The organism is Streptomyces sp. NPDC042002, from assembly GCF_055588305.1.
On record NZ_JBVJCT010000002.1, the window covers coordinates 337,741 to 359,748 of the forward strand.

Here is a 22,008-nt window from a genome sequence, read left to right on the forward strand (position 1 = left end):
TGTGCTCTGCGTCACTTGGGGGCGCCCCGGTTGGTATGTGCTCGGGGCACTCTTCGCGCTCACGGGGACGGTGGCACCTGGTGCGGTCCGCTGGGCGGAGAGCCATCAGCGCGGCAGGCAACCGCACCTCGCCGTCCCGGAAACGAGGCAAGATCGTCTTCTTGGTCCTGTTTGATGCCACCTTGGCGGGCGGTTTGTGACGGTGCGACATGTGCGGCCCGCTCGTCGGCCCTGCTCGGTGACCGGGTCCGGTCGCGGAGACGAAGTCGCCAAGACACCCATGTGTCGGCGGTACCGGTGCACCTGACGGCCCTTGCTCTCTGGTGAGTGGCGCTCTCGCCGTGTAACGTCGCTGGCAGATGTCGTGGTTCGCAGTACCTGCCCGCGCCGTGGTGCGGGCGTTTTGCTGTGCAGTGCCCGAGGACCAGGACGACTACCTCCGGGTCCGCGCGGTGCGGATCCGTCATCGAGTGAGAGGCACTGGCATGGCCAGCGGAACTGTCAAGTGGTTCAACGCCGAAAAGGGCTTCGGTTTCATCGCGCAGGACGGCGGCGGCCCCGACGTCTTCGCGCACTACTCCAACATCAACGCCAGTGGCTTCCGTGAGCTCCAGGAAGGCCAGGCGGTGACCTTCGACATCACCCAGGGTCAGAAGGGCCCCCAGGCGGAGAACATCACCCCCGCCTGACCTTTGCGTCACGCCGGCACGGTGCCTCGAGTATCAACCATGTTCGAGGCACCGTGCATTGCGGCGGATCACGAAGGCGCCGCCGGTCTCCCCGACGGGCAGCCGGGCCATGTGACGACACGTCAGTAGCGTGACACCCGCCCGGGGGACGCGCACGCACCACCTTTCCCGCGCCATCGGCGCCGAGGCTCGGGCGGCCCAAGTGCCGCCGTGCTGCTTCGCCCGCTTCCTGCCTCGCATCGATTTCCATGGCCCGCGGCCGTGTTGATGATGATGATGCGTTTCATCCCTGACGTCGCGGAAGCGCCTGTCGCCGGTTCTGCCGGCCCTTCAGCGGCGGTTCGAGCGCGGCGCGTACGGCGTCGTAGGCCGTGGCCGACCAGGCGCGCGAGGATCACCCGTCCGGCCCGTGTGGCCTCCCGGCTGGATGGGCCCACTGCGGCACTCTGACCGAGAAGGTCTCCTTTCCTCCCCTGCGTGCGGTTCCGCAATGCCACCGGGTGACGGCCTGTCAGGAACGCCTGTCAGGAACGTGGGCGCGAAGGCGCTGCCATCGGGTCGGGGTCGATCACGGTGACGAGATCTGCCCGGTGACGAGCCCCGCCGGCCGTGTCACGCGGTCGGATCGGACCGGAGTGGTGTTACTCACTTTCGGGTGACGGGTGGGCGAGGTGCGCCGATGTGCCGGATGCCCGTTTATCGCCTGGATGCTGTAGGAGTACGGGAGTTGGCGACGACAGGCGATGACTCTTCGGCTTTCAGCAGTTAAAGGGCCGATACAGGTGCCTGTAACCGACATGTTCGTAATTGGTAACAGGGGTCGTGTGTTGCCCGTACCGGGCGGCGATGTGGAGCAACTTATGAGTCCTCGGCCACCGGGCCGGGACTCGCACAGGGTCGCACCGCGCAGTTCCCCGCAGTGGGGTGCTCGCACGGGGTGTACCGGCTCTCGAACCTTGAGGAGCATTCATGTCCGTTTCCACGTCTGTCACGGCTCGTCGTCTGGTGGCCGCCGCCCTCGCGGCCGGCGCAATGGTCGGCTCGGCCTCCGTGTCGGCCTCGGCCGCGGAGCCGCGCTTCGAGCGCACGCACGTCGCCATCAGCAGGGTCCAGAGCGACGCGCCGGGCTTTGACGACCGCTCCAGCCGTTCCCTGAACGCGGAGTGGGTGGAAATCACCAACTCCGACCGTCACGGAGTGAACCTGGACGGCTGGACGCTGTCGGACAAGGACGGCAACCGCTACACCTTCAACCACTACCGTCTGGCCGGCCGTGCCACCGTCCGGATCCACACGGGCTTCGGCCGTGACACCAGCCGTGACCTCTACCAGGACCGCCGCAACGAGGTGTGGGACAACCACTCGGACGTCGCCACGCTGCGGACCGACCGCGGTCGCTTCGTCGACAGCGTCTCCTGGGGCCGCCACCACGACCGTGACCACGGTCGTGACGACAACCGTGGGCACGGCGACAACCACGGCGGCGGCCACCACGGGCACTGAACGGCCCTTGACGGCACGCCCGTTCAGAGGCCGGGAGATGGAGATGGCCGGCTGAGAGCCGGGCACAGTCAGACCCCGTGATCACTCGGCTCGTCGGACGGACTCGCTGAGGAAGACCCGCACCGGACGGTGCGGGTCTTCCGCGTCCGGGCGCGAGAGGCTATCCACGCGGCCGGACGGAGCTCATGGCGCGCCCGTCCCGATCCCGATGCCGCTGAGGAGCAGGGTCACATCCACCGTTGCCACGACGACCGCCGTCGCGAACGCCAGCCGCTCCCAGCGGCGGCCCAGCACCGTCCCCGTCACCGCCACCAGGAAGACCACCGCCAGCGCCACCACCTCACGTCCGCCGGGCGGTCCCGCGGGTCCCAGCGCCAGCAGCGCGGACGCGATCACCAGGGGTACCGGAAGCAGCAGCCGCGCACGATCGGGCCCCAGCCGCTGCGGCCACCCTCGTACGCCCGTCGCCAGATCCCCACGGATGTCCGGCAGGACATCGCCCAGATGCGCTCCGACCCCCAGGAGCGCCCCGGCCCCGACGACCCACCAGGCCGGCCACGGACGGCCCGGCAGCCCGAGTGACACGAACGCCGGGAGCGCGGCGAACGCCAGCGCGTAAGGCGCCCAGGACCAACGGGTCGCCTTGAGCCGCACGTTGTACGCCCAGCCCGCCCCGACCGCGGCCAGGTGAACGACGCCGGCCCAGAGGCCGCAGAAGAGCGAGAGCGGCACACACAGGGCCAGCGCCGCGTACGCGGCGGCCCAGAGCTGTGTCGCACCGATCACGCCGTCCACGACCGGCTTGCCACGCCGCCCCGCCGCCAGGTCCCGCCGCGCGTCGAACGCGTCGTTGCACCAGCCGACCGACAACTGCCCCGTCAGGACGGCGGCGCCGACCAGGACACAACCCCCGGTTCCGCGGCCGGCGATCACGGCCAGCGCAGCCGCCAGCGTCGTGACGGCCACGCTCGGCCCGGGGTGGCACGCTCGGCCCAGACCACCCACCCGGCCGGTCCCGTTTCCCGCGGTATCACTGGACGTCGAGTGCTCGGGAGTACCCACCCGGCGATGGTAGGAGCCTTCGCCCGTCCAGCCTGGGCGCGCCACGGGGCGAACCGCCGGACGGGCGATCCCTGGTGGCGAAGTGCCGGTCCGGGGAAGGCATGCGAAGCAGCCCACCCCAGTCGGTTTTCGGACGGGAGCCCTATGACGCGGATCGCCGCCGTGCACGGTGCCCTCGCGCCGCACCGCCACACCCAGTCCGAGATCACGGACATGGTGGCCCGCACGTGTCTGCCCGAGGGCACCGACCGCCGTGTCCTGGACCGGCTGCACCGAGGCGCGCGGGTCCGTACCCGCCATATGACGCTGCCACTCGAACAGTACGAGGCCCTGGATGGATTCGGCGCCGCGAACGACGTGTTCATCGCGGCCGCCACGGACATGGGAGCCAAGGCCGTCCGGGAAGCCCTGCGCCTGGCCGGTCTGTCCGCGGCCGACGTGGACCTGCTGATCTTCACCTCCGTCACGGGCATCGCGGCGCCCTCCGTCGACGCCCGGGTCGCGGGCCGCCTCGGACTGCGTCCGGACGTTCGGAGGCTGCCGATGTTCGGCCTGGGCTGTGCCGGCGGAGCCGCGGGCCTGTCCCGTATGCACGACTATCTGCTGGGCCGGCCCGACCAGGTGGCGGTGCTGCTGTCGGTCGAGCTGTGCTCGCTCACGTTCCAGCGCGGCGACCCTTCCCTGGCCAACATGGTCGCCACCGGTCTGTTCGGCGACGGCGCCGCCGCGGTGGTGGCCTGTGGATCGCGTCGTACGGGCGAAGCCGTCGGCCCCGCGATCGTGGACACGCGCAGCCGGCTGTACCCCGAGAACAGCGGCGTCATGGGCTGGGCCATCAAGAACTCGGGTTTCCAGGTCGTCCTGGACCCGGAGATCCCCGACGTGGTGCGCCGTCACCTCGCCGATGACGTCGAGGGGTTCCTCGGCGACCACGGTCTGAAGCCGAAGGACGTGAGCGCCTGGGTGTGCCACCCCGGAGGACCCAAGGTCCTCGAGGCCGTCACCGAAGCGCTCGATCTGCCCGACGGGGCCCTCGACGTGACCTGGCGTCATCTGGCCGAGGTCGGCAACCTCTCCTCGTCGTCCGTGCTTCATGTGCTGCGCGACACGCTGGCCGCCCGCCGCCCGCCCGCCGGTACGCCGGGTCTGCTTCTGGCGATGGGGCCGGGATTCGCCTGCGAGCTGGTGCTGCTGCGCTGGTAGGCCGCCCGGCGCACGACATGGAACGGTGGGACACGGACACATGATCTGGTACGTACTGCTGGTGGCCGCCGTAGCCGCCGAACGGGTCGGCGAACTCGTCGTCGCCCGCCGCAACGAACGGTGGAGCCACGCTCGCGGCGCGGTCGAGGCGGGCCAGGGCCACTACCCGGCGATGGTCGCCCTGCACACCGCCCTGCTGCTCGGCTGCCCGGTCGAAGTATGGCTGGCCGACCGGTCCTTCCTCCCCGCGCTCGGCTGGCCGATGGTGGCCGCGCTGGCGGGTGCCCAGGCGTTGCGCTGGTGGTGCATCGCCACACTGGGGTCCCGCTGGAACACCCGGGTGATCGTCGTGCCCGGCCTTCCCCTGGTGGCCCGCGGCCCCTACCGGTTCCTGCGGCACCCGAACTACGTGGCCGTCGTCGCGGAGGGCGTGGCGTTGCCGCTCGTGCACACCGCCTGGGTCACCGCGGCCGTCTTCACCCTGGCCAACGCGGCCCTCCTGACCGTGCGCATCCGGTGCGAGAACCGGGCACTGGCGGCCGTGACCACCTCGATCACCTCCGTTCCGGCGTGATCGACGTCCTGGTCGCCGGTGGCGGACCGGCCGGTCTCGCCGCCGCCATTCACAGCGCGCTGGCCGGTCTGGAGGCCGTGGTCGTCGAGCCGCGGACCGCGCCGGTGGACAAGGCCTGCGGAGAAGGTGTCATGCCCAGCGGCGTCGCCGCGTTGCGGGCACTCGGCGTCGAGGTCGCCGGCAAGGAACTGCGCGGCATCCGGTACGTGGACGGCGCGGCCCGCGCCGAAGCGCTCTTCCGCGGCCACCGAGGGCTCGGAATCCGCCGTACGGAGCTGCATCACGCACTCCACCAGCACGCTCTGCGCCTCGGTGTGCGGATCGTGCCGGGCAAGGTGGGTGAGGTGCGCCAGACAGCGGACACCGTCACCGCCGCGGGTCTCACGGCACGTTGGCTGATCGCCGCCGACGGCCTGCACTCCGCCGTCCGCCGCGGCCTGGGACTGGAACTGCCCGGCGCCGCGCACCGGCGCTACGGACAGCGCCGGCACTACCGTGTCGTGCCCTGGACGGACTTCGTCGAGGTCCACTGGTCGGGGCACGGCGAGGCCTACGTGACACCGGTCGCCGACGACCTGGTCGGCGTCGCGGTCCTCAGCCGCCTGCGTCGCGGCTACGACGAGCACCTGGGCGAGTTCCCGGCTCTGACCGCGTCACTGCGCGGGGCCCCTGCCACGGAGGTGCGGGGCGCCGGGCCGCTGCTGCAACGGGTGCGGCGCCGAGTCGCCGGACGCGTCCTGCTCGTCGGTGACGCGGCGGGCTACGTGGACGCTCTCACCGGAGAGGGCATCGCCCTCGGGCTCGCGACGGCCGGAGCCGCCGTCCACTGCCTCGCGGCGGGACGCGCGGCGGACTACGAGCGGGCGTACTCACTACTGACACGCCGTCACCGGCTGCTGACCGGAGCCCTGTTGACCGCGAGCCGCCGTCCCGGCACCGCCCGGCTGATCGTCCCCATGGCGTCCCGGATGCCCCCGGTGTTCACCGCCGCGGTCCACGCCCTGCAGTAGCGCGTACGACAGAGCGGTCTCGCGGCCTGTCCAGGTGAACCGAGTTCGGCTTCCTGTCGCTCGACGGCGTGGCGCATCCCGAATCGGTCTCTCGGGCGTCCGGCGCCGGTGGGTGACGTCGGCCATGAATCAGTGGGTGTCGCGAGATGTCCGCGGTGGGCACAGCGGCCGGGCGGCCGTCACCACCGCGGACATGTGCGGTTGCGGGACGCGTGCGGGCGTCGTGGAATCAGCGGTTGCGGATGGCGCTGGTGGTGAAGAATCCGGTTGCCGCGGCGGCGACGAGAGCACAGACAGACAACAACATGGTTCGACGCACGGGACGTCCTCTCTGAATGATCGTGGGCAGGTACGTTGCACAACGCCGGTCATGCCTTCGGGGGCTCGCCGCTGTCCCATACGCCACCCGCATGGACGCGATGCGGGGCGCCGGGGCGCGGAGGGAGGGATGGGAAGCGAGCGCTCCCCGAGAGTGGTAACGGCTGTTACCATGCCGGTATGGCGAGGACACAGATAGGCGCGCGGATCGACGAAGACGTCCTGGAGCTTGCGAAGTCCAGGGCCAAGGACCGCGGGCAGAGCGTCGGCGAATACCTGTCCCAGCTGGTCCTGGAGGACGCCGACGGCCTGCGCGCCCGAGGCCTGGACGCCGCCCGGCGCTTCCTCGACGAGCACCAGGACGTCTTCGACGAGGTCGAGGCCGAAGACGTCCGGCAGGCCGCCCGGGAGACGCACGCAGCGTAATGGATCTGCACATCGACGTCCCCTGGATCCTGCAGGTCGCCGAGATCGCCGGGGCGGGTGATCCGGCCCCCGACGACTACGGGGTGCCGGTGGCCGCGGTCGCCTGCCACAAGGCCCAGCTCCTCGAGCAGCCGGTGTACGACGGCGCCTATGCGCGCGCCGCCGCACTGGTGCACGTCCTCGGCCGGTGCCGGTGGCTCGAGCGCTCCAACATGGCCGTCGCGGCGGCCACGGGCGTGATGTACCTGGAGGCCTCGGGCATCCCCGTGAAACCCACCCGGGACGACGCCGTCGCCCTGCGTGACCTGCTCCGCGACCCCGCGTGCAGTGCCGCGAAGATCGCCGTGCTCCTGCGCTCCTGGCCCGCGGTCACCTGATCCGCGCGTGTGGGCTCCTGGTCGGCTCGGGCCGGCTCAGAGGACGCGGGCCACTCCCGCGTAGATGCCGCTGTTCTCCGGCCTCGGCCTGCGGGCCGACTTGAACCACTCCGTCGCCGTCGCCAGGCCCGGCTCGACCAGTTCGAGACCGTCGAAGAAGCTCTGCACCCCGGCCCGGTTACGGAAGCCGAGCTGGATGCCGCCCTTGGCGTACTCGGCGGTGACCTGATCGGAGAGTTCCGGGAACAGGTCGGAGGACGCGTGCGACAACACCAGGTAGCTGCCCGAGGGCAGCGTGGCGATCAGGTTGCGGACGATGTCGTGGGCGTCCTGCTCGTCGGGGATGAAATGCATCAGCGCGATCAGCGACAGCGCGATCGGGCGGGTGAAGTCCAGGATGTGCCGGGCGTGTTGGACGATCTCCTCGGGCCGCCGCACATCGGCCTGGATGTAGTCGGTGACACCCTCGGGCCGGCTGACCAGCAGTGCCTCGGCGTGACGCAGCACGATCGGGTCGTTGTCGGTGTAGACGACCTTCGCCGTCGGCGTGATGTCCTGGACGATCTGGTGGAGGTTGGGCTTGGTCGGAATCCCGGTGCCGATGTCCAGGAACTGGTCGATGCCCTGCTCCGCGAGCCACGCGGACGCCCGGTGCATGAACTCGCGATTCTGCCGGGCCGCGTCCCGCGCCTCCGGCGGCAGCTTCTCTCCCACGGCCTCGTCGACCGGGTAGTTGTCCTTGCCGCCCAGTAGCCAGTCGTAGACCCGCGCGGGATGCGCCTTGCTGGTGTCGAGCGTCGGAAACGACTGTCGGTCGATCGTCATGGAAGCTCCCATCGCACCACGAAAACGCGGCAGGCCGAGTGTTCGATCATCCTACTCGGAAGCGCCATGTGGTAAGTGCCGTAAGGGAGTTGGACCGAGGTCCGGGAACGGGACCGAGGGCCGACCGTGCGGGCTTGTGCGTGCACCGCCGGCGCGTCACGGAGAGTCGTCCGCCCCGGCCCAGGGCGTCCTCTCCACACCGCCGTTTTCGCGGTGATCGGCGTGGGTATCGGGCTCGCCCGGGCACTCACCGACGCGGAGACCCGGTCGTCCGTGTCCGCCGGGCGGTTGGCGGCGGCGTCCGGGCCGGTGCTCAACTCGCTGGTGCTGTGGGGGCGGTGGCCGTGACAGCGGCCGCGACCGTCCTGGATACGATCAGCGGCTCCGCGAGTGGGGCGGCGTCCGCTCCAACGACCGGACGCCCACAGGGGAGTTCATGGCGGCGAAGGAGATCGATGCGGCTCCTGGAACTCGCCCCTGGGCCAGGACCTCCTCAGGAAAAGGCTTGGGCGGGACGCCGCTCGGGCTGGTAGCTTGCACGGGCCGTGACGTCGTGCGAGGAGGTGAGACCCATGAACGCTGTACGCATGTGGGTGCTCCCCCTGTTGATCACGGTTCGGCCCTGCACATAAGCGGGTGTCGCCGGGAGCGCCTCGACAACCAGGCGAACCCGAAGGGCAACAACCCATGCATTCTGTGCATTTCACTGCGGAGACGTCGTCGAACGGCGTCGTAGAACGCGACTTCACTGTGGGTGAGGTCACCGGCGTGCTCTGGTCCGCCGCATCCGGCTCCGAACGGGCGCCTCTCGTGCTGATGGGGCACGGCGGCGGCACGCACAAGAGGGCGCCCGGCATGGCAGGTCGTGCGCTGCGCCTCGTGACCGACGGCGGTTTCAACGTGGCCACGATCGACGCGCCCGGTCACGGCGGCCGGCCGCGCACGGCGCACGACGAGCGGGAGATCGCCGAGCTGTACCGGGCGAGGGCGGCGGGCGAACCGGAAGGCCCGGTCGTCGTCCGCTACAACGCCCACCTCGCGGAGCGCGCCGTGCCGGAGTGGCAGGCGACCCTGGACGCGCTCCAGGAACTGCCGGAGATCGGCGCGGAGGGCCCGGTCGGCTACCTCGGCATCAACATGGGGACCGCGATCGGAGTGCCGCTCGTGGCGATCGAACCCAGGATCAGGGCCGCGGTCTTCGGCCAGCACTGGCCCGACGCCCTGGCCGAGAAGGCGCAGCGGATCACCGTTCCGATCGAGTTCGACATGCAGTGGGACGACGAGCACATCCCGCGCGAGTCCGGTCTCGCGCTGTTCGACGCCTTCGCCTCGAAGGAGAAGACGCTGCACGCCAACGCGGGAGGGCACAAGGAGCTGCCCAGGTTCGAGGCCGACAGCGCTGTCCGGTTCTTCGTACGGCATCTCGGCCGGGTCGGCGTCAACTCGCCGGCGTGATCTGACCTGACGGGTGTCGGCGTCCGGCCACCGGCCGGGCGCCGTCACCGCCGGCGCCGTCCCGGCAGAGCGTCAAGCCGCGGTGACCCTGGGTCTCTTCCCGGTCCGCGTGGTCGGGTCCGATGTCGTACGAGGGCGGCGGCACGGGCCTCGCGGGGTCCGTCGATCCGCGCCGCGGGGGACCTCTCGCGTCGGGTTTTGAACCGTGCTTTACACATGGACTGCAACCGCGGGGGAACGCCAGTAGTCCAACAGAACAGTGAGGCAGGCACGAATTGTGAGCCGGGGTAGATGTGAAGCGACGTAGCGGTATATCGATGGCACTCGTCATGGTTGCGGTGCTGGCTGGCACCAGCGCCTGTGGCGGGGGGACACCGAAGGCGAGTTCCGACGACGGAAAGGGCGGGACAGGCAAGGCGACGGCCAGCGTGAAGCCGTCTCCATCGAAGCCCGCGGGGCCACCGATGCTGCTGGAGACGATCACGCCGCAGACCGGCGCCACGGTCGGCGTCGCGATGCCGATCTCGGTGATCTTCACGAATCCCGTGGGCGAGAAGGCCCGTGCCGATGTCGAGAAGCACATGAAGGTGACCAGCTCCCAGCCGATGACGGGCGCGTGGCACTGGTTCGGGGACCGGCGGGTCGACTGGCGGCCCAAGTCGTACTGGGCGACCGGTACGAAGGTGAAGATCACCGCCGACATGAAGGGAGTGGCCAACGGCAACGGCCGCTACGGCACGCGTTCCTACGTGCACGACTTCACCGTCGGCGATGACGTCCGCGCGGATGTCTCCGTCACCGGACACACGATGAAGGTGACGAAGAACGGCGCGCCCGTACGCACCCTGTCGATCAACGCGGGGAGCGCCGAGTACCCGACGTGGAACGGCGTCATGGCGGTGATCGACAAGCAGGAGAAGGTCCACATGACCTCGTGCAGCGTCGGCATCAGCTGCACCAAGGGCGCCCCCAACTACTACGACCTGACGCTGCCCTGGGATGTCCACCTCACCCAGTCCGGCACCTACGTCCACTACTCGACGGGCGACCCGAACCCCGGCAGCGGCAGTGCCCGGGGCTCGCACGGCTGTGTCCACCTGTCGATGTCCGACGCCAAGTGGTTCTACGGCCAGGTCAAGCAGGGCGACCCGGTCTCCGTCACGGGCTCCCCGCGGGCGAAGGCCTCGGCCGACAACGGCTACGCCGCCTTCAACCTGAGCTGGGACCAGTGGCTGGCGGGCAGCGCGAGCGGAGAAGCCACCGCCGGGTGACGTGCGCGTCCGCGACGGACCCGTCGCGGACAAGCCGGTGCACCGGGCCAAGGCCGGTCAGAAGAGCATGGCCAGATCGCCCGGCCGCACCCGGGCCGTGACGGGGAGGGCGGCCTCGACCTCCCCGTCGGCCCCGTAGGGCACCGGCCGGTCCGCCTCGATACGGATCTCCCGGCCCCGCAGGATCACCACCTCAGGCCGCTCGGTGTGGGCGCCGGTCTTCAGCTCGTTCATCAGGGTGAAGAACAGGCGGCGCGGGGCCTCCCGGATCATGACGACGTCCAGCAGGCCGTCGTCCGTCCGCGCGGCCGGGGCGATGATGCGCCCGGAGCCGTAGTAGGCGGAGTTGGCGGCCACGACGGTGTAGCCCCGGTGGAGGTGCTGCTCACCGTCGACGGTGACGCGGTACGACGCCGGACGCCAGCCGGTGACCGCGCGCAGACCGCCGGCGTAGTACGAGGCGGCCCCACGCAGCAGGCGCGCGTGATTGGCGTGTCGATTGGCGAGCGCGTCGACGCCCGCGTACACACTGCCCAGGACAACGGTTCGGGAGTGCACCGCCGATTCCACCTCGATGGTGTCGACGCGTCGCGGCTCGTGACGCAGCAGGACGCGCGCCAGGTCCTCCGCGGCGGTGGGCAGCCGGAGCGCTCGGGCGAAGTCGTTGCCGCGGCCGGCCGGCACCAGGCCCAGTACGGTGTCCGTCTCGCTGAGCGCGCCGCCGATGCCCCCGGCCATCCCGTCACCGCCGACGGCGAGGACCACCCGGCCATGTTCCCCGGCGCGGAGCGCGATTTCCTGGGCGTGGGCCAGGCTGCGGCTGTACTCGGTCTCCAGTCCGGCTCCGGCCTCCCGCAGCAGGCGGGCGACCGGGAGCAGCGCAGCCGCCCCGGTGGAGCCGCCCGCGGTCGGGTTGACGACGGCGGTGAACTGTCGCATCGGTGTGCCTCCGGGCGGTGTCGGGTGGGACGAAGCGGAGCGGGCGGATCCTGAACACGGCGACAAGCGGTAGCCGTAGCCGGATCCCGGGCGCGGCAACGGCGTCGGAGCCGGAGCCTGATGACGCACCGGCGGCCCCGAGGCCGCCGGGAGGCGTTCACGGTGGTGGTCAGTCGATGGGCAGCAGGATCCCGGGGTTGAGGAGGCCGTCGGGGTCAAGGCGTCGCTTGACGGCGCGCAGGGCCTCGATGCCCAGTGGCCCCGCCTCCCGGAGGTACCAGTCGCGGTGGTCCGTTCCCACTCCGTGGTGGTGGCTGATGGTTCCGCCCGCGCTCAGGACGGCCTCGTTGGCGGCCCGCTTGGCCGGTGCCCAGTGGGCCACGGCGTCCTCGCCCTGGGCGGAGACGACGGTGAAGTAGAGGGAGGCGCCGTTCTCGTAGACGTGCGAGATGTGGCACATGACCAGGGGCGGGGTTCCCGCCGCGGTGAGCGTCTCGGTCAGCGCGGTGCGCACGGCTGCGTAGAGCTCGGGAACGCGTGACCAGAAGGCCGCGGTCTCCAGGGTCTCGGCGAAGGCCCCGGCGTCGAGCAGCGAGTCGCGCAGGTAGGGTGCAGAGTAGCGGCCGTGCGCCCAGCGTTCACCGGGCTCGGCGCCCAGATAGGTGCCTCCGGCCGCGCGCAGGACTTCGGCGGCCCGCTCGCGACGGTACGCCGTGTCCTCCTCGGTCCCCTCGTACCCGGCGACAGCCGTGCAACCGGCGTCCGGCGGTGCCCCGGCCGACCCGATGGCGTCGGGCTGGGCGAGACCGACGAAGGTCTCGGTCTCGTCGGACAGCCGCAGCACCGTGGGGCGCGGTCCGTCCTGGGCGAGCCGGCGCAGGGCGGTGGCGCCCTCCTCGAAGGACGCGAACCGCCACCCTTCGTAGATACGGGTCTGCGGCAGCGGCCTGATCCGGACGGTGACGGAGGTGATGACCCCGAAGGCGCCCTCGGAGCCGAGGATCAGCTGCCGCAGGTCGGGGCCGGCCGCCGAGCGGGGGGCGCGGCCCACGTCCAGGGTGCCTTCCGGGGTCGCGACGGTGAGACCGAGGACCATCTCGTCGAAGCGGCCGTATCCGGCGGAGGCCTGTCCGCTGGAACGGGCGGCGGCGAATCCGCCGATGGTGGCCCACTCGTAGGACTGGGGGAAGTGCCCGAGGGTGAACCCGTACTCGGCGAGGAGCGCCTCCGCGTCGGGGGCGCGCAGGCCCGGCTGGAACGTGGCGGTGCGGGAGACGGGGTCGATGGCGAGCAGGCCGTTCATCCGGCGCAGGTCGAGGGCGACGAAGGCGCTCCGCTCGGGGGCGAGGCCGCCGACGACGGAGGTTCCGCCGCCGAACGGGACGACGGCGAGGCCGTGTTCGGCGCAGGCGCGCAGCACGGCGAGCACCTCGTCATGGGTGGCGGGCAGGACGACGGCCGCGGGGGCGTCCCCGGCATCGCCCGCGCGGATCTTCAGCAGATCGGGCGTGGACTTCCCGCGGGTGTGCCTGATGCGGCTCTCCGCGTCGGTGAGCACCTGGTCCGCACCGCCGACGGCGTCCGCCAGCGCACTCAGGGCGGGGGCCGACGGGGGCTCGGAGACGGAGATCTCCTCAAGAGCGCGTACGGCGGTGTCCCGCGGCTTGACGCCGAGCAGATCCCGCAGCAGGCCGGTCACCGAGTCGGGCAGCGGCGCCGCCTTGGCGGGGTCGCCCCAGCCACTCCACAGCATGTCCATGAACGTAGTCCTCATCGGTCGGTTCGCGACGCGCCGTCTCCCGCACGGCCGCACAGGGCGTTACACTGTTACACATGGCGCCTATTCGTCACAACCAGTCGGACAGTGATCCCGTCCTCGACGCCGTACGCGACTGCGTCCTGGCGGTCGGAGTCCGGCGCACCACCCTGACGGACGTGGCGCGCCGCGCCGGCGTCTCGCGCATGACGCTCTACCGGCGCTGGCCCGATGTGCGGTCGCTGGTCGGCGATCTGATGACCCGTGAGTGGGTCGACGCGGCGACCGGCGCCATGCCGGAGCGGCGGCCGGGCCAGGAGACGCGCTCTCTGATCGTGGACGGGCTGGTGGCCGGAGTGGAGGCCTTCCGAGCCCACCCGCTCTTCCGCAAGATCATCGACGTCGACCCCGAACTGCTGCTGCCCTACGTACTGGACCGCCGCGGAGCCAGCCAGGAAGCACTCCTGGGCCTCCTCGCCGACGCCCTGACGGAGGGGCACGCCGACGGGTCGGTGCGGCTCGCCCCCACGAGACGGCAGGCGCGTGCCGTGCTGCTCGTGGTCCAGTCCTTCACCCTGTCGCTGCGGACCATGACCGACGAGGACGACCCCGAACTGACCAGCACCGCCTTTCTCGACGAGCTGCGCACCCTTCTGGAGAGGACCCTCACGCCATGAGCCCCACAAGCAGTCCGTCCGGCCCGGCGGCCCCGGCCCCCGGATCGTCGCTCTCCGCCGCCCGCCGCCGCCGTGAACTGACCGAGGCCGTGGGCGGCGACACCGTGGACGTCCTGGTCGTCGGACTCGGCGCCACCGGCGCCGGAGTGGCCCTGGACGCCGCCGCGCGCGGTCTCAGTGTCGTCGCCGTCGACGCCCACGACCTCGCCTTCGGCACCTCGCGCTGGAGTTCCAAGCTGATCCACGGCGGACTGCGCTACCTGGCCTCCGGGCAGCTCGACGTCGCCCACGAGAGCGCGGTCGAACGCGGTGTCCTCATGGAGCGCACCGCGCCCCACCTGGTGCGCGCCCAGCCCTTCGTCCTGCCCCTGACGCCGTTGGTGTCGCGCGGTCAGGCCTCTCTGGCCTGGGCCGGCTTCCGCGCCGGGGACACCCTGCGGCTGGCGGCCCGCACCGCCCGTGCCACCCTGCCCGCGCCGCGCCGCCTCTCCGCGGTGGAGGCCCGCCACCTGGCACCGTCCGTACGCCCCGGCGGTCTGCGCGGCGGGCTGCTGTCCTGGGACGGCAAGGTGACCGACGACGCCCGCCTCGTCACCGCGCTCGCCCGCAGCGCCGCCGCCCGCGGCGCGAAGATCCTCACCAGGGTCAGGGCCCTGGAGGTCGGCGGGACCGGTGCCCGCGTCCGTGACGAACTCACCGGAGAGCAGGGCGAGATCAGGGCCCGCGCGGTTATCAACGCGTCCGGTGTGTGGGCGGGCGACCTGGTCGGCGGCATCCGTATCCGCCCTTCGCGCGGAACCCATCTGGTGCTGCGCGCCGACCTGTTCGGGCCGCTGCCCGCAGGCCTGCACATCCCGATCCCGGGCGAGACCAATCGCTTCGTCCTCGTTCTGCCGCAGGACGACGGCCGCGTGTACGTCGGCCTGACCGACGAACCCGTCGACGGGGACGTACCCGACGTGCCCGAGGTGCCCGAGTCGGACATCGGCTTCCTGCTCGACGTCCTCGGCTCCGCCCTGGACACCCCGGTCAGGCGCCATGACGTCGTCGGCGCCTTCGCGGGGCTGCGCCCGCTGCTGGACACCGCACCGACCCGCTCGGGAGCAACCGCCCGCACCTCCGACATCTCTCGCCGGCACGCCGTCCTCACCTCCGGCGAAGGAGTGATCACCGTGGTCGGCGGCAAGCTCACCACCTACCGGCGCATGGCGCAGGACGCCGTCGACGCGGCGGTCGAGGCCCGGAGCCTCCGCGCCGGTCCTTCGACCACGTCCTCCCTGCCGCTGGTCGGAGCCGCGGCCCCGCACCGGCTCGGCTCGCTGGCCGCACCCGGCCACCTGATCCGTCGCTACGGAGCCGAGGCCCCCGCCGTCCACGCGCTCGGCGCCACCGACCCCGAGCTGAACGAGCCCGTGGTGCCCGGACACCCCGTCACACGGGCCGCGCTGCTGTGGGCCGTGCTCCACGAGGGCGCCCTCGACGAGGCCGACCTCCTGGACCGGCGCACCCGCATCGGCCTGGTGCCGAAGGACCGGGCAGCCGCTGTGGCCGCCGCCCGGGAAGCCCTCGACGCGGCCGCCGCCCGGCCTGCCTGACACCGCGCCACGGACGGCCCCGGGCTCTCCCCGGGCGGTGCCGCGCCACCCCCGCCCGAAGCGCAGGGCGGCCCCGGTCGGACACGGCGGCACGCCGACGGCGGGTCTCGGCGCACCGTCCATTGGCGGCACACGCGGTACGTGTCGGCCCGGCCACCACGGCTGTGGAGTCCGCGTTCCCGAGACTGACCGCATGAGCGAAGAAGCCGGACCAACGGAGTCCGCCGCACGGCGCGAACGTCAGCAGACCGTCGTCATGGCCACCCTCACCGTCCTGGCGGGCGCGGTCGACGCGGTCAGCTTCCTGACCATGGGGCACGTCTTCACCGCGCTCGCCACCGGCAATCTGCTCTTCCTGTCCTTCGCCGTCGCCGGTGAAGGACAGGTGCCGGTGGCCCGTCCCGCCGTCGCCCTGATCGCCTTCGTCCTGGGGGCCGCGGCCGGGGCCCTCGCCACCCGTGGTCTCGTCGCACGACACCGGCACTGGTTCGCGGCCGCCCTGGCGGTCGAGGGGGTGCTCCTCGCGCTCGCGGGTGCGACGGCCCTGTGGCGGCATGGATCGGGCTCACTCCTCGACCACCCGGACAACCTGGTCATCGCCATGGTCGGCTTCGCCATGGGCCTGCGCGCGGACACCGCCCTGCGCGCGGCGGTTCCCGGCATGCCGACCCTGCTGGTCCAGGTGTCGCTGGTCCGCCTCATCCACGGCCTCACCGGCGCCACTCCCGCGACCCCGCAACGGCGTACGATCCGGCTCCGGCTCGTCGCGACCGTCGTCGGCATCTTCGCGGGCGGCGCCCTGGGCACCCTCATCACCCCGTGGGGGACCGGCCATGCGCTGCTCGCCATCGCGGCCGCGGTCCTGCTCATCGCCGCACTCAACGTGCTCCTGGCCCGGTACCGCCTGCTCTCGCCGGAACTCATCGGCTGAACTCCCTTCCCCAGCAGTCCCTCCCGGTTGTGGAGACGGCGGCGGGGCGACATCATCTGTGCAGGTCACAGCCGTGCATCGGTTCAGGAGGCGGCATTTCTGCCAAGATCGGCAGCGGCCGTTCTCCGGGTACGTCCCCGACCGCTGCGCGGCGTCTGCTGCGTGACGATCCGCGCACGGCCGAGGTGGCCGAGCGCGAGGTCGTCGGGTTTCCCTCCGCAAGGCGCAGGCGCTGCTTCGTACCCTTCGGTCCGGGGAGAGGGCGCTGGCGCTCCGCCACCAGGGGCTGGGGTACGCGGCGCTCACCGAGGACGCGCTCATTCCCCTGAGCGGGGAGACGCCTTCGCGGCTCGCGAGGCCCCTGGTGATTCCGCGCCCCGCGTACGGCGCCGCGTCACGTGTGGACGTGTCCGCGGACGGACGACGGATCACCGTGTGGGGATCGCGGATCGACGGGCCCGGCGAACTCCTCGCAGCGGTGGGAGGACTCCCGCCCACCGACTGCTCCTACCTCACCGCGGTCCTGCCACGCCGCCACCGTGCCAGGGCGAGCGGGCGGCGGGTGGAGGTGCGGGTGGTCGAGGCGTGGCTCGCCGTCGTCCTGGCCGACGGCACCAGGCACACGGAGCTGTGGCGGCCGCCGACCAATCTGCTGGATGCCGACAGCCACCCCGCAGACGACCTGCCGCGGCTCCACCGCCGGCGCCGGCAGGCGGAGACCTGCTATGCGCGGTCGGCCGTGGTGGCCTGCTGATTCAAGCGTGCGCGCCGTGGTGCTCGGGTCGCCAGGGTGGAGTGGCGGCGCGGCTACCGTGGGTGCACGGCGTAGGTCAGGTGCGTCACCCGCGACGACGGCTCCGAACGGACCGGCTCCAGCGCGATCCTGGACGCGTCCACGCCGTCGAACAGGCGGGTGCCGGCGCCGAAAAGCACCGGTGACAGCGTGATCGAGAACTCGTCGACCAGGCCGGCGTTCAGGTGCTCCAGGATCGTCGCGCCGCCGCCGGCGATGCGGACGTCCCGGTCGCCGGCGGCGGCGCGGGCCTGGTCGAGGGCGTGCTCGATGCCGTCGTTGACGAAGTGGAACGTGGTGCCGCCGGGCCGCTCCCACGGGTCACGCTTGGTGTGCGTCACGACGAAGACCGGGGTGTGGAACGGCGCCTCATCCGGCCATGTCTGCTCGCCGAGGTCGAACATGCGCTTGCCCATGACGCTCGCGCCGGTGCGCTCGAACGTCTCCCGCGCGACGTCGTTGTCGCGGCCCTCCTCGCCGCCCTCGCCCAGCTTCAGGTTCTCCCGGAAGAACCGCAGCGGGAAGACCCACTGCTGCAGTTCCGTCCACTGCGCCATCCAGCGCCGAACGTCCGGGTCGCTCTGCTTGCCGGGCGCGAAGAGCTCGTCCTCGACGGGCACGGGCTCGGGCGCGATGAAGCCGTCCAGTGACATCGACACGCTGAAGAACACCTTCCCGGCCATCAGCCCTCCGCCCCCTTCCGAATGATCTCGGTGACGTAGGCCGCCAGGTTGCCCAGGGTCTGCCGGCCGCCCTCGATCGCGTGGTACTTCTCGACCGCCTCGTCGCGCAGTTCCTTGGTGGGGAACACCGTGTGCATCACGATCCGGGTCGCCGCCCCGTCCGACGCGAAGGTCAGGACCGACTCGAAGGCGTTCGGGTCGTCGCGGGACTCACCGTGCAGCAGCGTGATCCGCTCCGGCGGGGCGATCCGCAGCCAGCGGATCCACTCGGAGTAGTCGGTCCCGTCCGGCCCGTGCAGCACGAAGTCCCACTCCCCGCCCTCGCGGAACTCGAAGGACCGCGTGGTGGTGGTGAACCCCTCCGGACCCCACCACCGCGACAGGTGCCGGACCTCGGTGAACGCCTCGAACACCAGCTCCCGCGGCGCGTCGATGACCCGGGAGATCACGATCTCCCGGTCGGCCGTCGCCGACTCCGCCCGCGTTTCCTGCCTTGCCCCTGCCATCGGTCATTCCTCCTGCCGCGTCTGCTTGAGGTCCTGCACGTAGGTGTCCAGCCGGTCGAAACTCTCGTTCCAGAACCGCTCGAATCCGCCGGCCCACTCGTGGACCGGCCGCAGCCCGCGGGCGTCCAGGCCGTAGAGGCGCTGCTTGCCCGCCCCGCGGACCCGCACCAGCCCCACCTCCCGGAGCACCCGCAGGTGCTTGGACGCCCCCGGCTGGCTCATCCCCAGCTCCCGGGCCAGGTCGGTCACCGGCCGCTCACCCGCCCGCAGCAGCGCCAGGATGTCCCGGCGCTGCGGCTCGGCTATCGCGTTGAACGCGTCCGACGTCGTCGCTGCTCGTGCCATGGCAGCCATCGTATTCCCATATCGGAATACGTCAAGCGGGTTGGAAATCGCCCGGAGTCAACGCTCTTTACGTCGCGCCCGCCGCTCCTTCGAAGCCTGTGCCGCGGTGGAGATCTCCTCGTCCGCCAGTCGCCCCAGCAACGCGCCGGCGAAGACGACGACGCCCACTCCGACCAGCCAGGACTGGACGACCAGGACGGTGCCGAAAGGGCCGTAGGTGACAGCGCTGGAGGCGATCAGCGGTGAGAAGACCAGCCGTGAGAAGACCCGGAGACCGAGCAGGCCGAGCGCCGTGAAGGCCGCACCGGGCAGCAGGGCCCTCAGCGCGATCCGGCCGCCGAGCAGCATCCACTGCGACCACCAGAAGAACAGGACGGCGGTCAGGGTCGCGCTCAGCGTGCCGACAGCCGAGTGGCGCCACAGGGTGGTGGTCGCGGACACGTACAGGGATCCGATGAGCACGGCGAGCCACAGCACTTGGCGCCATCGCGCGTACCAGCGGGCCGGGGGCAGGTCCCAGACCTTCTCGTAGCCGGTCTGTACAGCCGCCCCGAAGCTCAGACCGAACACGGCGAGGGCGGCCAGGCCGAACGCGGTCGTGGTCTGCAGTACCTGCGCGGGCCCCGCGAAAAGCCGCGCGACCTGGTGCCGGGCGGCTCTCGACACCCCGAGCCCGTCGCCCAGCCACTGCGCGAACCCCCGGCCGTGCGCCGGATCGGCGGCCGAGACGACGATCAGGAGGGGTACCAGTGTGAGGAATCCGAGCGCCGCGAAGCTCAGTGACCTCTGCCCGAGTTCGATCTCGGTGCTCCGCCGCCATCCCCGCCCGGCCGGGGAATCACGCAGCACCCGGCACAGCCTTACCCGCAGGGGTGGTTGGCGGTGGTGGTCGTCGACGGGGGGAGCCTTCTTCGGCATGCAGGTCGATTACCACAGTCGGCGACCTTTCCAACAGCTTTGGGAGAGCGCCGTGTTGGTGCAGCCCCTGCCGGATCCCTGCGACACGCGGTTGCCGGTGGGCGGCCGTGCCGCGTGTCATGGGCGAGCCCGGCCGGACGTCGAGCGGTCCGGCCGGGCCGAGGGGCGGCGAGGTGGGGTCAGCCCAGTGCGAACTTCTGGGCGGCCGCTCCGTTGCAGTCCCAGATCTGGAGGCGGGTGCCGTTGGCGGTGGCGCCGTTGGGGGAGTCCAGGCAGCGGCCCGACTGCGGGTTGAGCAGGGAGCCGTCGGCCTGTTGCTGCCAGATCTGGCCACCGGCCGTGCCGCAGTCCCACAGTTCGACCTGGGTGCCGTTGGCGGTGCCGTTGCCGATGATGTCGAGGCAGCGGCCCAGCGTGTGCAGCCGTCCGTCCGAGCTGTGGAACCAGTGCTGGTCGACCGCGTACGACTGGCAGCCCCACAGCTGTACGGCCGTGGCGTTGGACCCGTTGTCGTCCCCGGCCACGTCGGCGCAGGTGCCGCCCGGTCCGATGACGGGCGCGCCCGCGTTGACGGCGAAATTCTGGGCGGCGGAGCCGTTGCAGTCCCAGATCCGCAGGCGGGTGCCGTTGGCGGTGGCGCCGTTGGGGGAGTCCAGGCAGCGGCCCGACTGCGGGTTGAACAGCGAACCGTCGGCGCGCTGCACCCACTTCTGGCCGCCGACCCCGTTGCAGTCCCACAGCTCGACCTGGGTGCCGTTGGCGGTGCCGTTGCCGATGATGTCCAGGCACCGGCCGATGGTGGCGAGGGAACCGTTCGCGTTGTGCGTCCAGTACTGGTCCTCGGCGTAGGACTGGCAGTTCCACAGCTGTACGCCGGTGCCGTTCACCCCCGTGTCGTCCGCGGCGACGTCGACGCACTGGTTTCCGGGGCCGGTGATGGTGGCCTGCGGGCCGTTCGGGATGTTGGTCTGGCCCGAGTAGCCGACGGAGACGATGTTCGCCTGTACGGAGTTCTCGGCCGCGTCGGTCGGATAGCCCGACACCATGACGCCCTCGAAGAACGTCCCCATGTTCCAGTTGCTGTTGTCGCCGCCGGTGCCCAGGATGATGCCGCCCTCCTGCTGCATCGGCCGGTAGCCGCCCCGTGTGGGCAGCGCTCCGTCCCACCAGGTCGACAGGCCGCCCGCTTGCGCGTTGCCACCCTTCAACGCGTAGGTGGTCTGCCCGTTGTTCTTCAGGACAGCCGTCACGTACGTGCTGTTGTTGCCCTTGTTCGCGGTGTTGGAGCCGTTGTCGCCCTGGAACATGCCGTTCTCCATGTCGGCTTCGATCCAGGGTCCGGAGCCGCTGCACGGCGCGAAGTAGCAGGTGGTGGCGATGGACACGGCGTCCATGTGGCCGTTGCCGGTGTCGGCCGGGGTGGACTCCGCGTTGCCGTAGTCGAAGCAGCAGGCGGAGCCGACGTGGGTGCCGCTGGCGACCATGTAGGCGCCTTCCGGCTGGCCGTTCACGGCGACGCCCGAAGCGGCGCCGTGCGAGCGGTATCCGACGCCGGGGGAGATCCAGATCCCGTAGACCTTGTGGCCGCCCGCCGTGACGGCCAGTTCACTCGCGTCCGCACCCCGGTCGGCACCCATTCCGGCCGTGCCCGCGGGGCCGGGGAACAGGTCGTTGTGGCGGGACGTCTGGTCGTACACCTTGGAGATGCTGCACGTCGTGTTCGCGCAGAAGCTGTCCTGCTGGGCGGCGTTCGCGTAGCCGCCGGCCGACAGCAGCCCGATGTCGGCGGTCGCGCCGTCGGAGGCGCGGGTGACTTGATAGAGCGGACCGTTGTACGCGGAGAACAGGGCGCGGGTCGTGCTGTGGGCGGCGACGCACGGGGTGCCCGCGCCCGCGTAGATGTCGCACGGCTGCGATCCCGCCGCCTGGGCGACACCGGGCATCGCGACCAGGACGGTCACCAGGAGGCCGAGGGTGGCGGCGACGGACAGCACGGCGCGACGCAGTCGAGCCAGTCGGGGTAACGGCCCGGCCGCCGGAGACGGGAAGAGACGCGAGGAGGCAGATCTTCTTCTGCGCATGTGTGCTCCCAATGTGGAGGGTGGAGCTACAACTCGCCCTCGGAACAGCCGAGTTCAGGCTGCCTGACGAC

Annotated in this window: 23 protein-coding genes; 14 read left to right on the plus strand and 9 right to left on the minus strand. The window is 71.4% G+C overall.

Annotation, left to right across the window (positions count from 1 at the left end; translation table 11 throughout):
- The first annotated feature begins 485 nt into the window (after positions 1-485).
- Positions 486-689: a cold-shock protein gene (locus ACZ6KY_RS04190; protein WP_037751662.1), complete on the plus strand. Its 204-nt coding sequence runs from the start codon at positions 486-488 to the stop codon at positions 687-689.
- 969 nt (positions 690-1,658) lie between these two features.
- The gene (locus tag ACZ6KY_RS04195; RefSeq protein WP_469308756.1) at positions 1,659-2,192 is read left to right on the plus strand and encodes a lamin tail domain-containing protein; all 534 of its coding nucleotides are present in this window, start codon (positions 1,659-1,661) and stop codon (positions 2,190-2,192) included.
- 183 nt (positions 2,193-2,375) lie between these two features.
- On the opposite strand, the gene ACZ6KY_RS04200 is transcribed toward ACZ6KY_RS04195, so the two are convergent.
- A complete protein-coding gene (locus tag ACZ6KY_RS04200; RefSeq protein WP_469308757.1) occupies positions 2,376-3,254 on the minus strand; it encodes a UbiA family prenyltransferase in 879 nt (292 codons plus the stop codon).
- Positions 3,255-3,398: 144 nt separating this feature from the next.
- Between ACZ6KY_RS04200 and ACZ6KY_RS04205 the strand changes: the two genes are divergently transcribed.
- The 5 genes from ACZ6KY_RS04205 to ACZ6KY_RS04225 all read left to right on the plus strand — a co-directional run bounded on the left by ACZ6KY_RS04205 (position 3,399) and on the right by ACZ6KY_RS04225 (position 7,162).
- On the plus strand, positions 3,399-4,457 hold the full coding sequence (locus ACZ6KY_RS04205; protein WP_469308758.1) for a type III polyketide synthase: 1,059 nt from the start codon (positions 3,399-3,401) through the stop codon (positions 4,455-4,457).
- A gap of 40 nt (positions 4,458-4,497) precedes the next feature.
- Positions 4,498-5,031 carry an isoprenylcysteine carboxyl methyltransferase family protein gene (locus ACZ6KY_RS04210; RefSeq protein ID WP_469308759.1) on the plus strand — a complete coding sequence of 178 codons (534 nt, stop codon included), beginning with the start codon at positions 4,498-4,500 and terminating at the stop codon, positions 5,029-5,031.
- Positions 5,028-6,041, plus strand: coding sequence for an NAD(P)/FAD-dependent oxidoreductase (locus tag ACZ6KY_RS04215; protein ID WP_469308760.1), 1,014 nt, complete (start codon positions 5,028-5,030; stop codon positions 6,039-6,041). Before ACZ6KY_RS04210 ends, ACZ6KY_RS04215 begins: the two co-directional genes overlap by 4 nt.
- Before the next feature lie 498 nt (positions 6,042-6,539).
- Entirely contained in the window at positions 6,540-6,785 is a 246-nt protein-coding gene (locus ACZ6KY_RS04220; protein ID WP_469308761.1) for a hypothetical protein, read from the plus strand.
- A complete protein-coding gene (locus tag ACZ6KY_RS04225; RefSeq protein ID WP_469308762.1) occupies positions 6,785-7,162 on the plus strand; it encodes a fic family toxin-antitoxin system, toxin component in 378 nt (125 codons plus the stop codon). The genes ACZ6KY_RS04220 and ACZ6KY_RS04225 overlap by 1 nt, the downstream gene beginning before the upstream one ends.
- Before the next feature lie 36 nt (positions 7,163-7,198).
- Here the strand turns inward: ACZ6KY_RS04225 and ACZ6KY_RS04230 are convergent, their stop codons facing one another.
- Positions 7,199-7,987, minus strand: coding sequence for an SAM-dependent methyltransferase (locus ACZ6KY_RS04230; protein ID WP_469308763.1), 789 nt, complete (start codon positions 7,985-7,987; stop codon positions 7,199-7,201).
- Positions 7,988-8,209: 222 nt separating this feature from the next.
- On the opposite strand from ACZ6KY_RS04230, the gene ACZ6KY_RS04235 reads away from it, so the two are divergent.
- From ACZ6KY_RS04235 to ACZ6KY_RS04245, 3 genes are all read left to right on the plus strand, one after another.
- Positions 8,210-8,335, plus strand: a complete 126-nt coding sequence (locus ACZ6KY_RS04235) for a hypothetical protein (RefSeq protein WP_469308764.1) — start codon at positions 8,210-8,212, stop codon at positions 8,333-8,335.
- 339 nt (positions 8,336-8,674) lie between these two features.
- Positions 8,675-9,442: an alpha/beta hydrolase family protein gene (locus ACZ6KY_RS04240; protein ID WP_469308765.1), complete on the plus strand. Its 768-nt coding sequence runs from the start codon at positions 8,675-8,677 to the stop codon at positions 9,440-9,442.
- A gap of 317 nt (positions 9,443-9,759) precedes the next feature.
- Complete coding sequence (locus tag ACZ6KY_RS04245; protein WP_469308766.1) at positions 9,760-10,713, plus strand: L,D-transpeptidase; 954 nt, start codon at positions 9,760-9,762, stop codon at positions 10,711-10,713.
- Between the two features lie 57 nt (positions 10,714-10,770).
- Here ACZ6KY_RS04245 and ACZ6KY_RS04250 read toward each other — a convergent pair whose 3' ends face one another.
- Both ACZ6KY_RS04250 and ACZ6KY_RS04255 read right to left on the minus strand, forming a co-directional pair.
- On the minus strand, positions 10,771-11,652 hold the full coding sequence (locus ACZ6KY_RS04250; protein ID WP_469308767.1) for a diacylglycerol kinase family protein: 882 nt from the start codon (positions 11,650-11,652) through the stop codon (positions 10,771-10,773).
- Between the two features lie 169 nt (positions 11,653-11,821).
- Positions 11,822-13,411, minus strand: coding sequence for an FAD-binding oxidoreductase (locus tag ACZ6KY_RS04255; protein WP_469308768.1), 1,590 nt, complete (start codon positions 13,409-13,411; stop codon positions 11,822-11,824).
- A gap of 74 nt (positions 13,412-13,485) precedes the next feature.
- On the opposite strand from ACZ6KY_RS04255, the gene ACZ6KY_RS04260 reads away from it, so the two are divergent.
- The 4 genes from ACZ6KY_RS04260 to ACZ6KY_RS04275 all read left to right on the plus strand — a co-directional run bounded on the left by ACZ6KY_RS04260 (position 13,486) and on the right by ACZ6KY_RS04275 (position 17,365).
- Positions 13,486-14,085 (plus strand): TetR/AcrR family transcriptional regulator, encoded by a 600-nt coding sequence (locus tag ACZ6KY_RS04260; protein ID WP_469308769.1) that lies wholly within the window; start codon positions 13,486-13,488, stop codon positions 14,083-14,085.
- Positions 14,082-15,680 carry a glycerol-3-phosphate dehydrogenase/oxidase gene (locus tag ACZ6KY_RS04265; protein WP_469308770.1) on the plus strand — a complete coding sequence of 533 codons (1,599 nt, stop codon included), beginning with the start codon at positions 14,082-14,084 and terminating at the stop codon, positions 15,678-15,680. The genes ACZ6KY_RS04260 and ACZ6KY_RS04265 overlap by 4 nt, the downstream gene beginning before the upstream one ends.
- Positions 15,681-15,873: 193 nt before the next feature.
- Complete coding sequence (locus ACZ6KY_RS04270) at positions 15,874-16,611, plus strand: YoaK family protein (RefSeq protein WP_469308771.1); 738 nt, start codon at positions 15,874-15,876, stop codon at positions 16,609-16,611.
- Between the two features lie 406 nt (positions 16,612-17,017).
- Positions 17,018-17,365 carry a hypothetical protein gene (locus ACZ6KY_RS04275; protein ID WP_469308772.1) on the plus strand — a complete coding sequence of 116 codons (348 nt, stop codon included), beginning with the start codon at positions 17,018-17,020 and terminating at the stop codon, positions 17,363-17,365.
- A gap of 53 nt (positions 17,366-17,418) precedes the next feature.
- Here the strand turns inward: ACZ6KY_RS04275 and ACZ6KY_RS04280 are convergent, their stop codons facing one another.
- The 5 genes from ACZ6KY_RS04280 to ACZ6KY_RS04300 all read right to left on the minus strand — a co-directional run bounded on the left by ACZ6KY_RS04280 (position 17,419) and on the right by ACZ6KY_RS04300 (position 21,850).
- Entirely contained in the window at positions 17,419-18,087 is a 669-nt protein-coding gene (locus ACZ6KY_RS04280; RefSeq protein WP_469308773.1) for a dihydrofolate reductase family protein, read from the minus strand.
- The gene (locus ACZ6KY_RS04285; RefSeq protein WP_469308774.1) at positions 18,087-18,593 is read right to left on the minus strand and encodes an SRPBCC family protein; all 507 of its coding nucleotides are present in this window, start codon (positions 18,591-18,593) and stop codon (positions 18,087-18,089) included. The genes ACZ6KY_RS04280 and ACZ6KY_RS04285 overlap by 1 nt, the downstream gene beginning before the upstream one ends.
- A gap of 3 nt (positions 18,594-18,596) precedes the next feature.
- Positions 18,597-18,938 (minus strand): ArsR/SmtB family transcription factor, encoded by a 342-nt coding sequence (locus ACZ6KY_RS04290; protein ID WP_469308775.1) that lies wholly within the window; start codon positions 18,936-18,938, stop codon positions 18,597-18,599.
- Between the two features lie 57 nt (positions 18,939-18,995).
- On the minus strand, positions 18,996-19,856 hold the full coding sequence (locus ACZ6KY_RS04295; RefSeq protein WP_469308776.1) for a ribonuclease BN: 861 nt from the start codon (positions 19,854-19,856) through the stop codon (positions 18,996-18,998).
- Between the two features lie 179 nt (positions 19,857-20,035).
- Positions 20,036-21,850: an arabinofuranosidase catalytic domain-containing protein gene (locus ACZ6KY_RS04300; protein ID WP_469308777.1), complete on the minus strand. Its 1,815-nt coding sequence runs from the start codon at positions 21,848-21,850 to the stop codon at positions 20,036-20,038.
- Positions 21,851-22,008: the final 158 nt, after the last annotated feature.

Excerpts from the sequence above, each read along its gene's own strand:
- ACZ6KY_RS04230 (WP_469308763.1), bottom strand. The coding sequence starts at position 7,987 with ATGACGATCGACCGACAGTCGTTTCCGACGCTCGACACCAGCAAGGCG.
- ACZ6KY_RS04255 (WP_469308768.1), bottom strand. The coding sequence starts at position 13,411 with ATGGACATGCTGTGGAGTGGCTGGGGCGACCCCGCCAAGGCGGCGCCG.
- ACZ6KY_RS04240 (WP_469308765.1), top strand. The coding sequence starts at position 8,675 with ATGCATTCTGTGCATTTCACTGCGGAGACGTCGTCGAACGGCGTCGTA.
- ACZ6KY_RS04190 (WP_037751662.1), top strand. The coding sequence starts at position 486 with ATGGCCAGCGGAACTGTCAAGTGGTTCAACGCCGAAAAGGGCTTCGGT.
- ACZ6KY_RS04220 (WP_469308761.1), top strand. The coding sequence starts at position 6,540 with ATGGCGAGGACACAGATAGGCGCGCGGATCGACGAAGACGTCCTGGAG.
- ACZ6KY_RS04210 (WP_469308759.1), top strand. The coding sequence starts at position 4,498 with ATGATCTGGTACGTACTGCTGGTGGCCGCCGTAGCCGCCGAACGGGTC.
- ACZ6KY_RS04250 (WP_469308767.1), bottom strand. The coding sequence starts at position 11,652 with ATGCGACAGTTCACCGCCGTCGTCAACCCGACCGCGGGCGGCTCCACC.
- ACZ6KY_RS04195 (WP_469308756.1), top strand. The coding sequence starts at position 1,659 with ATGTCCGTTTCCACGTCTGTCACGGCTCGTCGTCTGGTGGCCGCCGCC.
- ACZ6KY_RS04205 (WP_469308758.1), top strand. The coding sequence starts at position 3,399 with ATGACGCGGATCGCCGCCGTGCACGGTGCCCTCGCGCCGCACCGCCAC.
- ACZ6KY_RS04285 (WP_469308774.1), bottom strand. The coding sequence starts at position 18,593 with ATGGCAGGGGCAAGGCAGGAAACGCGGGCGGAGTCGGCGACGGCCGAC.
- ACZ6KY_RS04260 (WP_469308769.1), top strand. The coding sequence starts at position 13,486 with ATGGCGCCTATTCGTCACAACCAGTCGGACAGTGATCCCGTCCTCGAC.
- ACZ6KY_RS04295 (WP_469308776.1), bottom strand. The coding sequence starts at position 19,856 with ATGCCGAAGAAGGCTCCCCCCGTCGACGACCACCACCGCCAACCACCC.
- ACZ6KY_RS04225 (WP_469308762.1), top strand. The coding sequence starts at position 6,785 with ATGGATCTGCACATCGACGTCCCCTGGATCCTGCAGGTCGCCGAGATC.
- ACZ6KY_RS04270 (WP_469308771.1), top strand. The coding sequence starts at position 15,874 with ATGAGCGAAGAAGCCGGACCAACGGAGTCCGCCGCACGGCGCGAACGT.
- ACZ6KY_RS04290 (WP_469308775.1), bottom strand. The coding sequence starts at position 18,938 with ATGGCACGAGCAGCGACGACGTCGGACGCGTTCAACGCGATAGCCGAG.
- ACZ6KY_RS04265 (WP_469308770.1), top strand. The coding sequence starts at position 14,082 with ATGAGCCCCACAAGCAGTCCGTCCGGCCCGGCGGCCCCGGCCCCCGGA.
- ACZ6KY_RS04280 (WP_469308773.1), bottom strand. The coding sequence starts at position 18,087 with ATGGCCGGGAAGGTGTTCTTCAGCGTGTCGATGTCACTGGACGGCTTC.
- ACZ6KY_RS04245 (WP_469308766.1), top strand. The coding sequence starts at position 9,760 with ATGGCACTCGTCATGGTTGCGGTGCTGGCTGGCACCAGCGCCTGTGGC.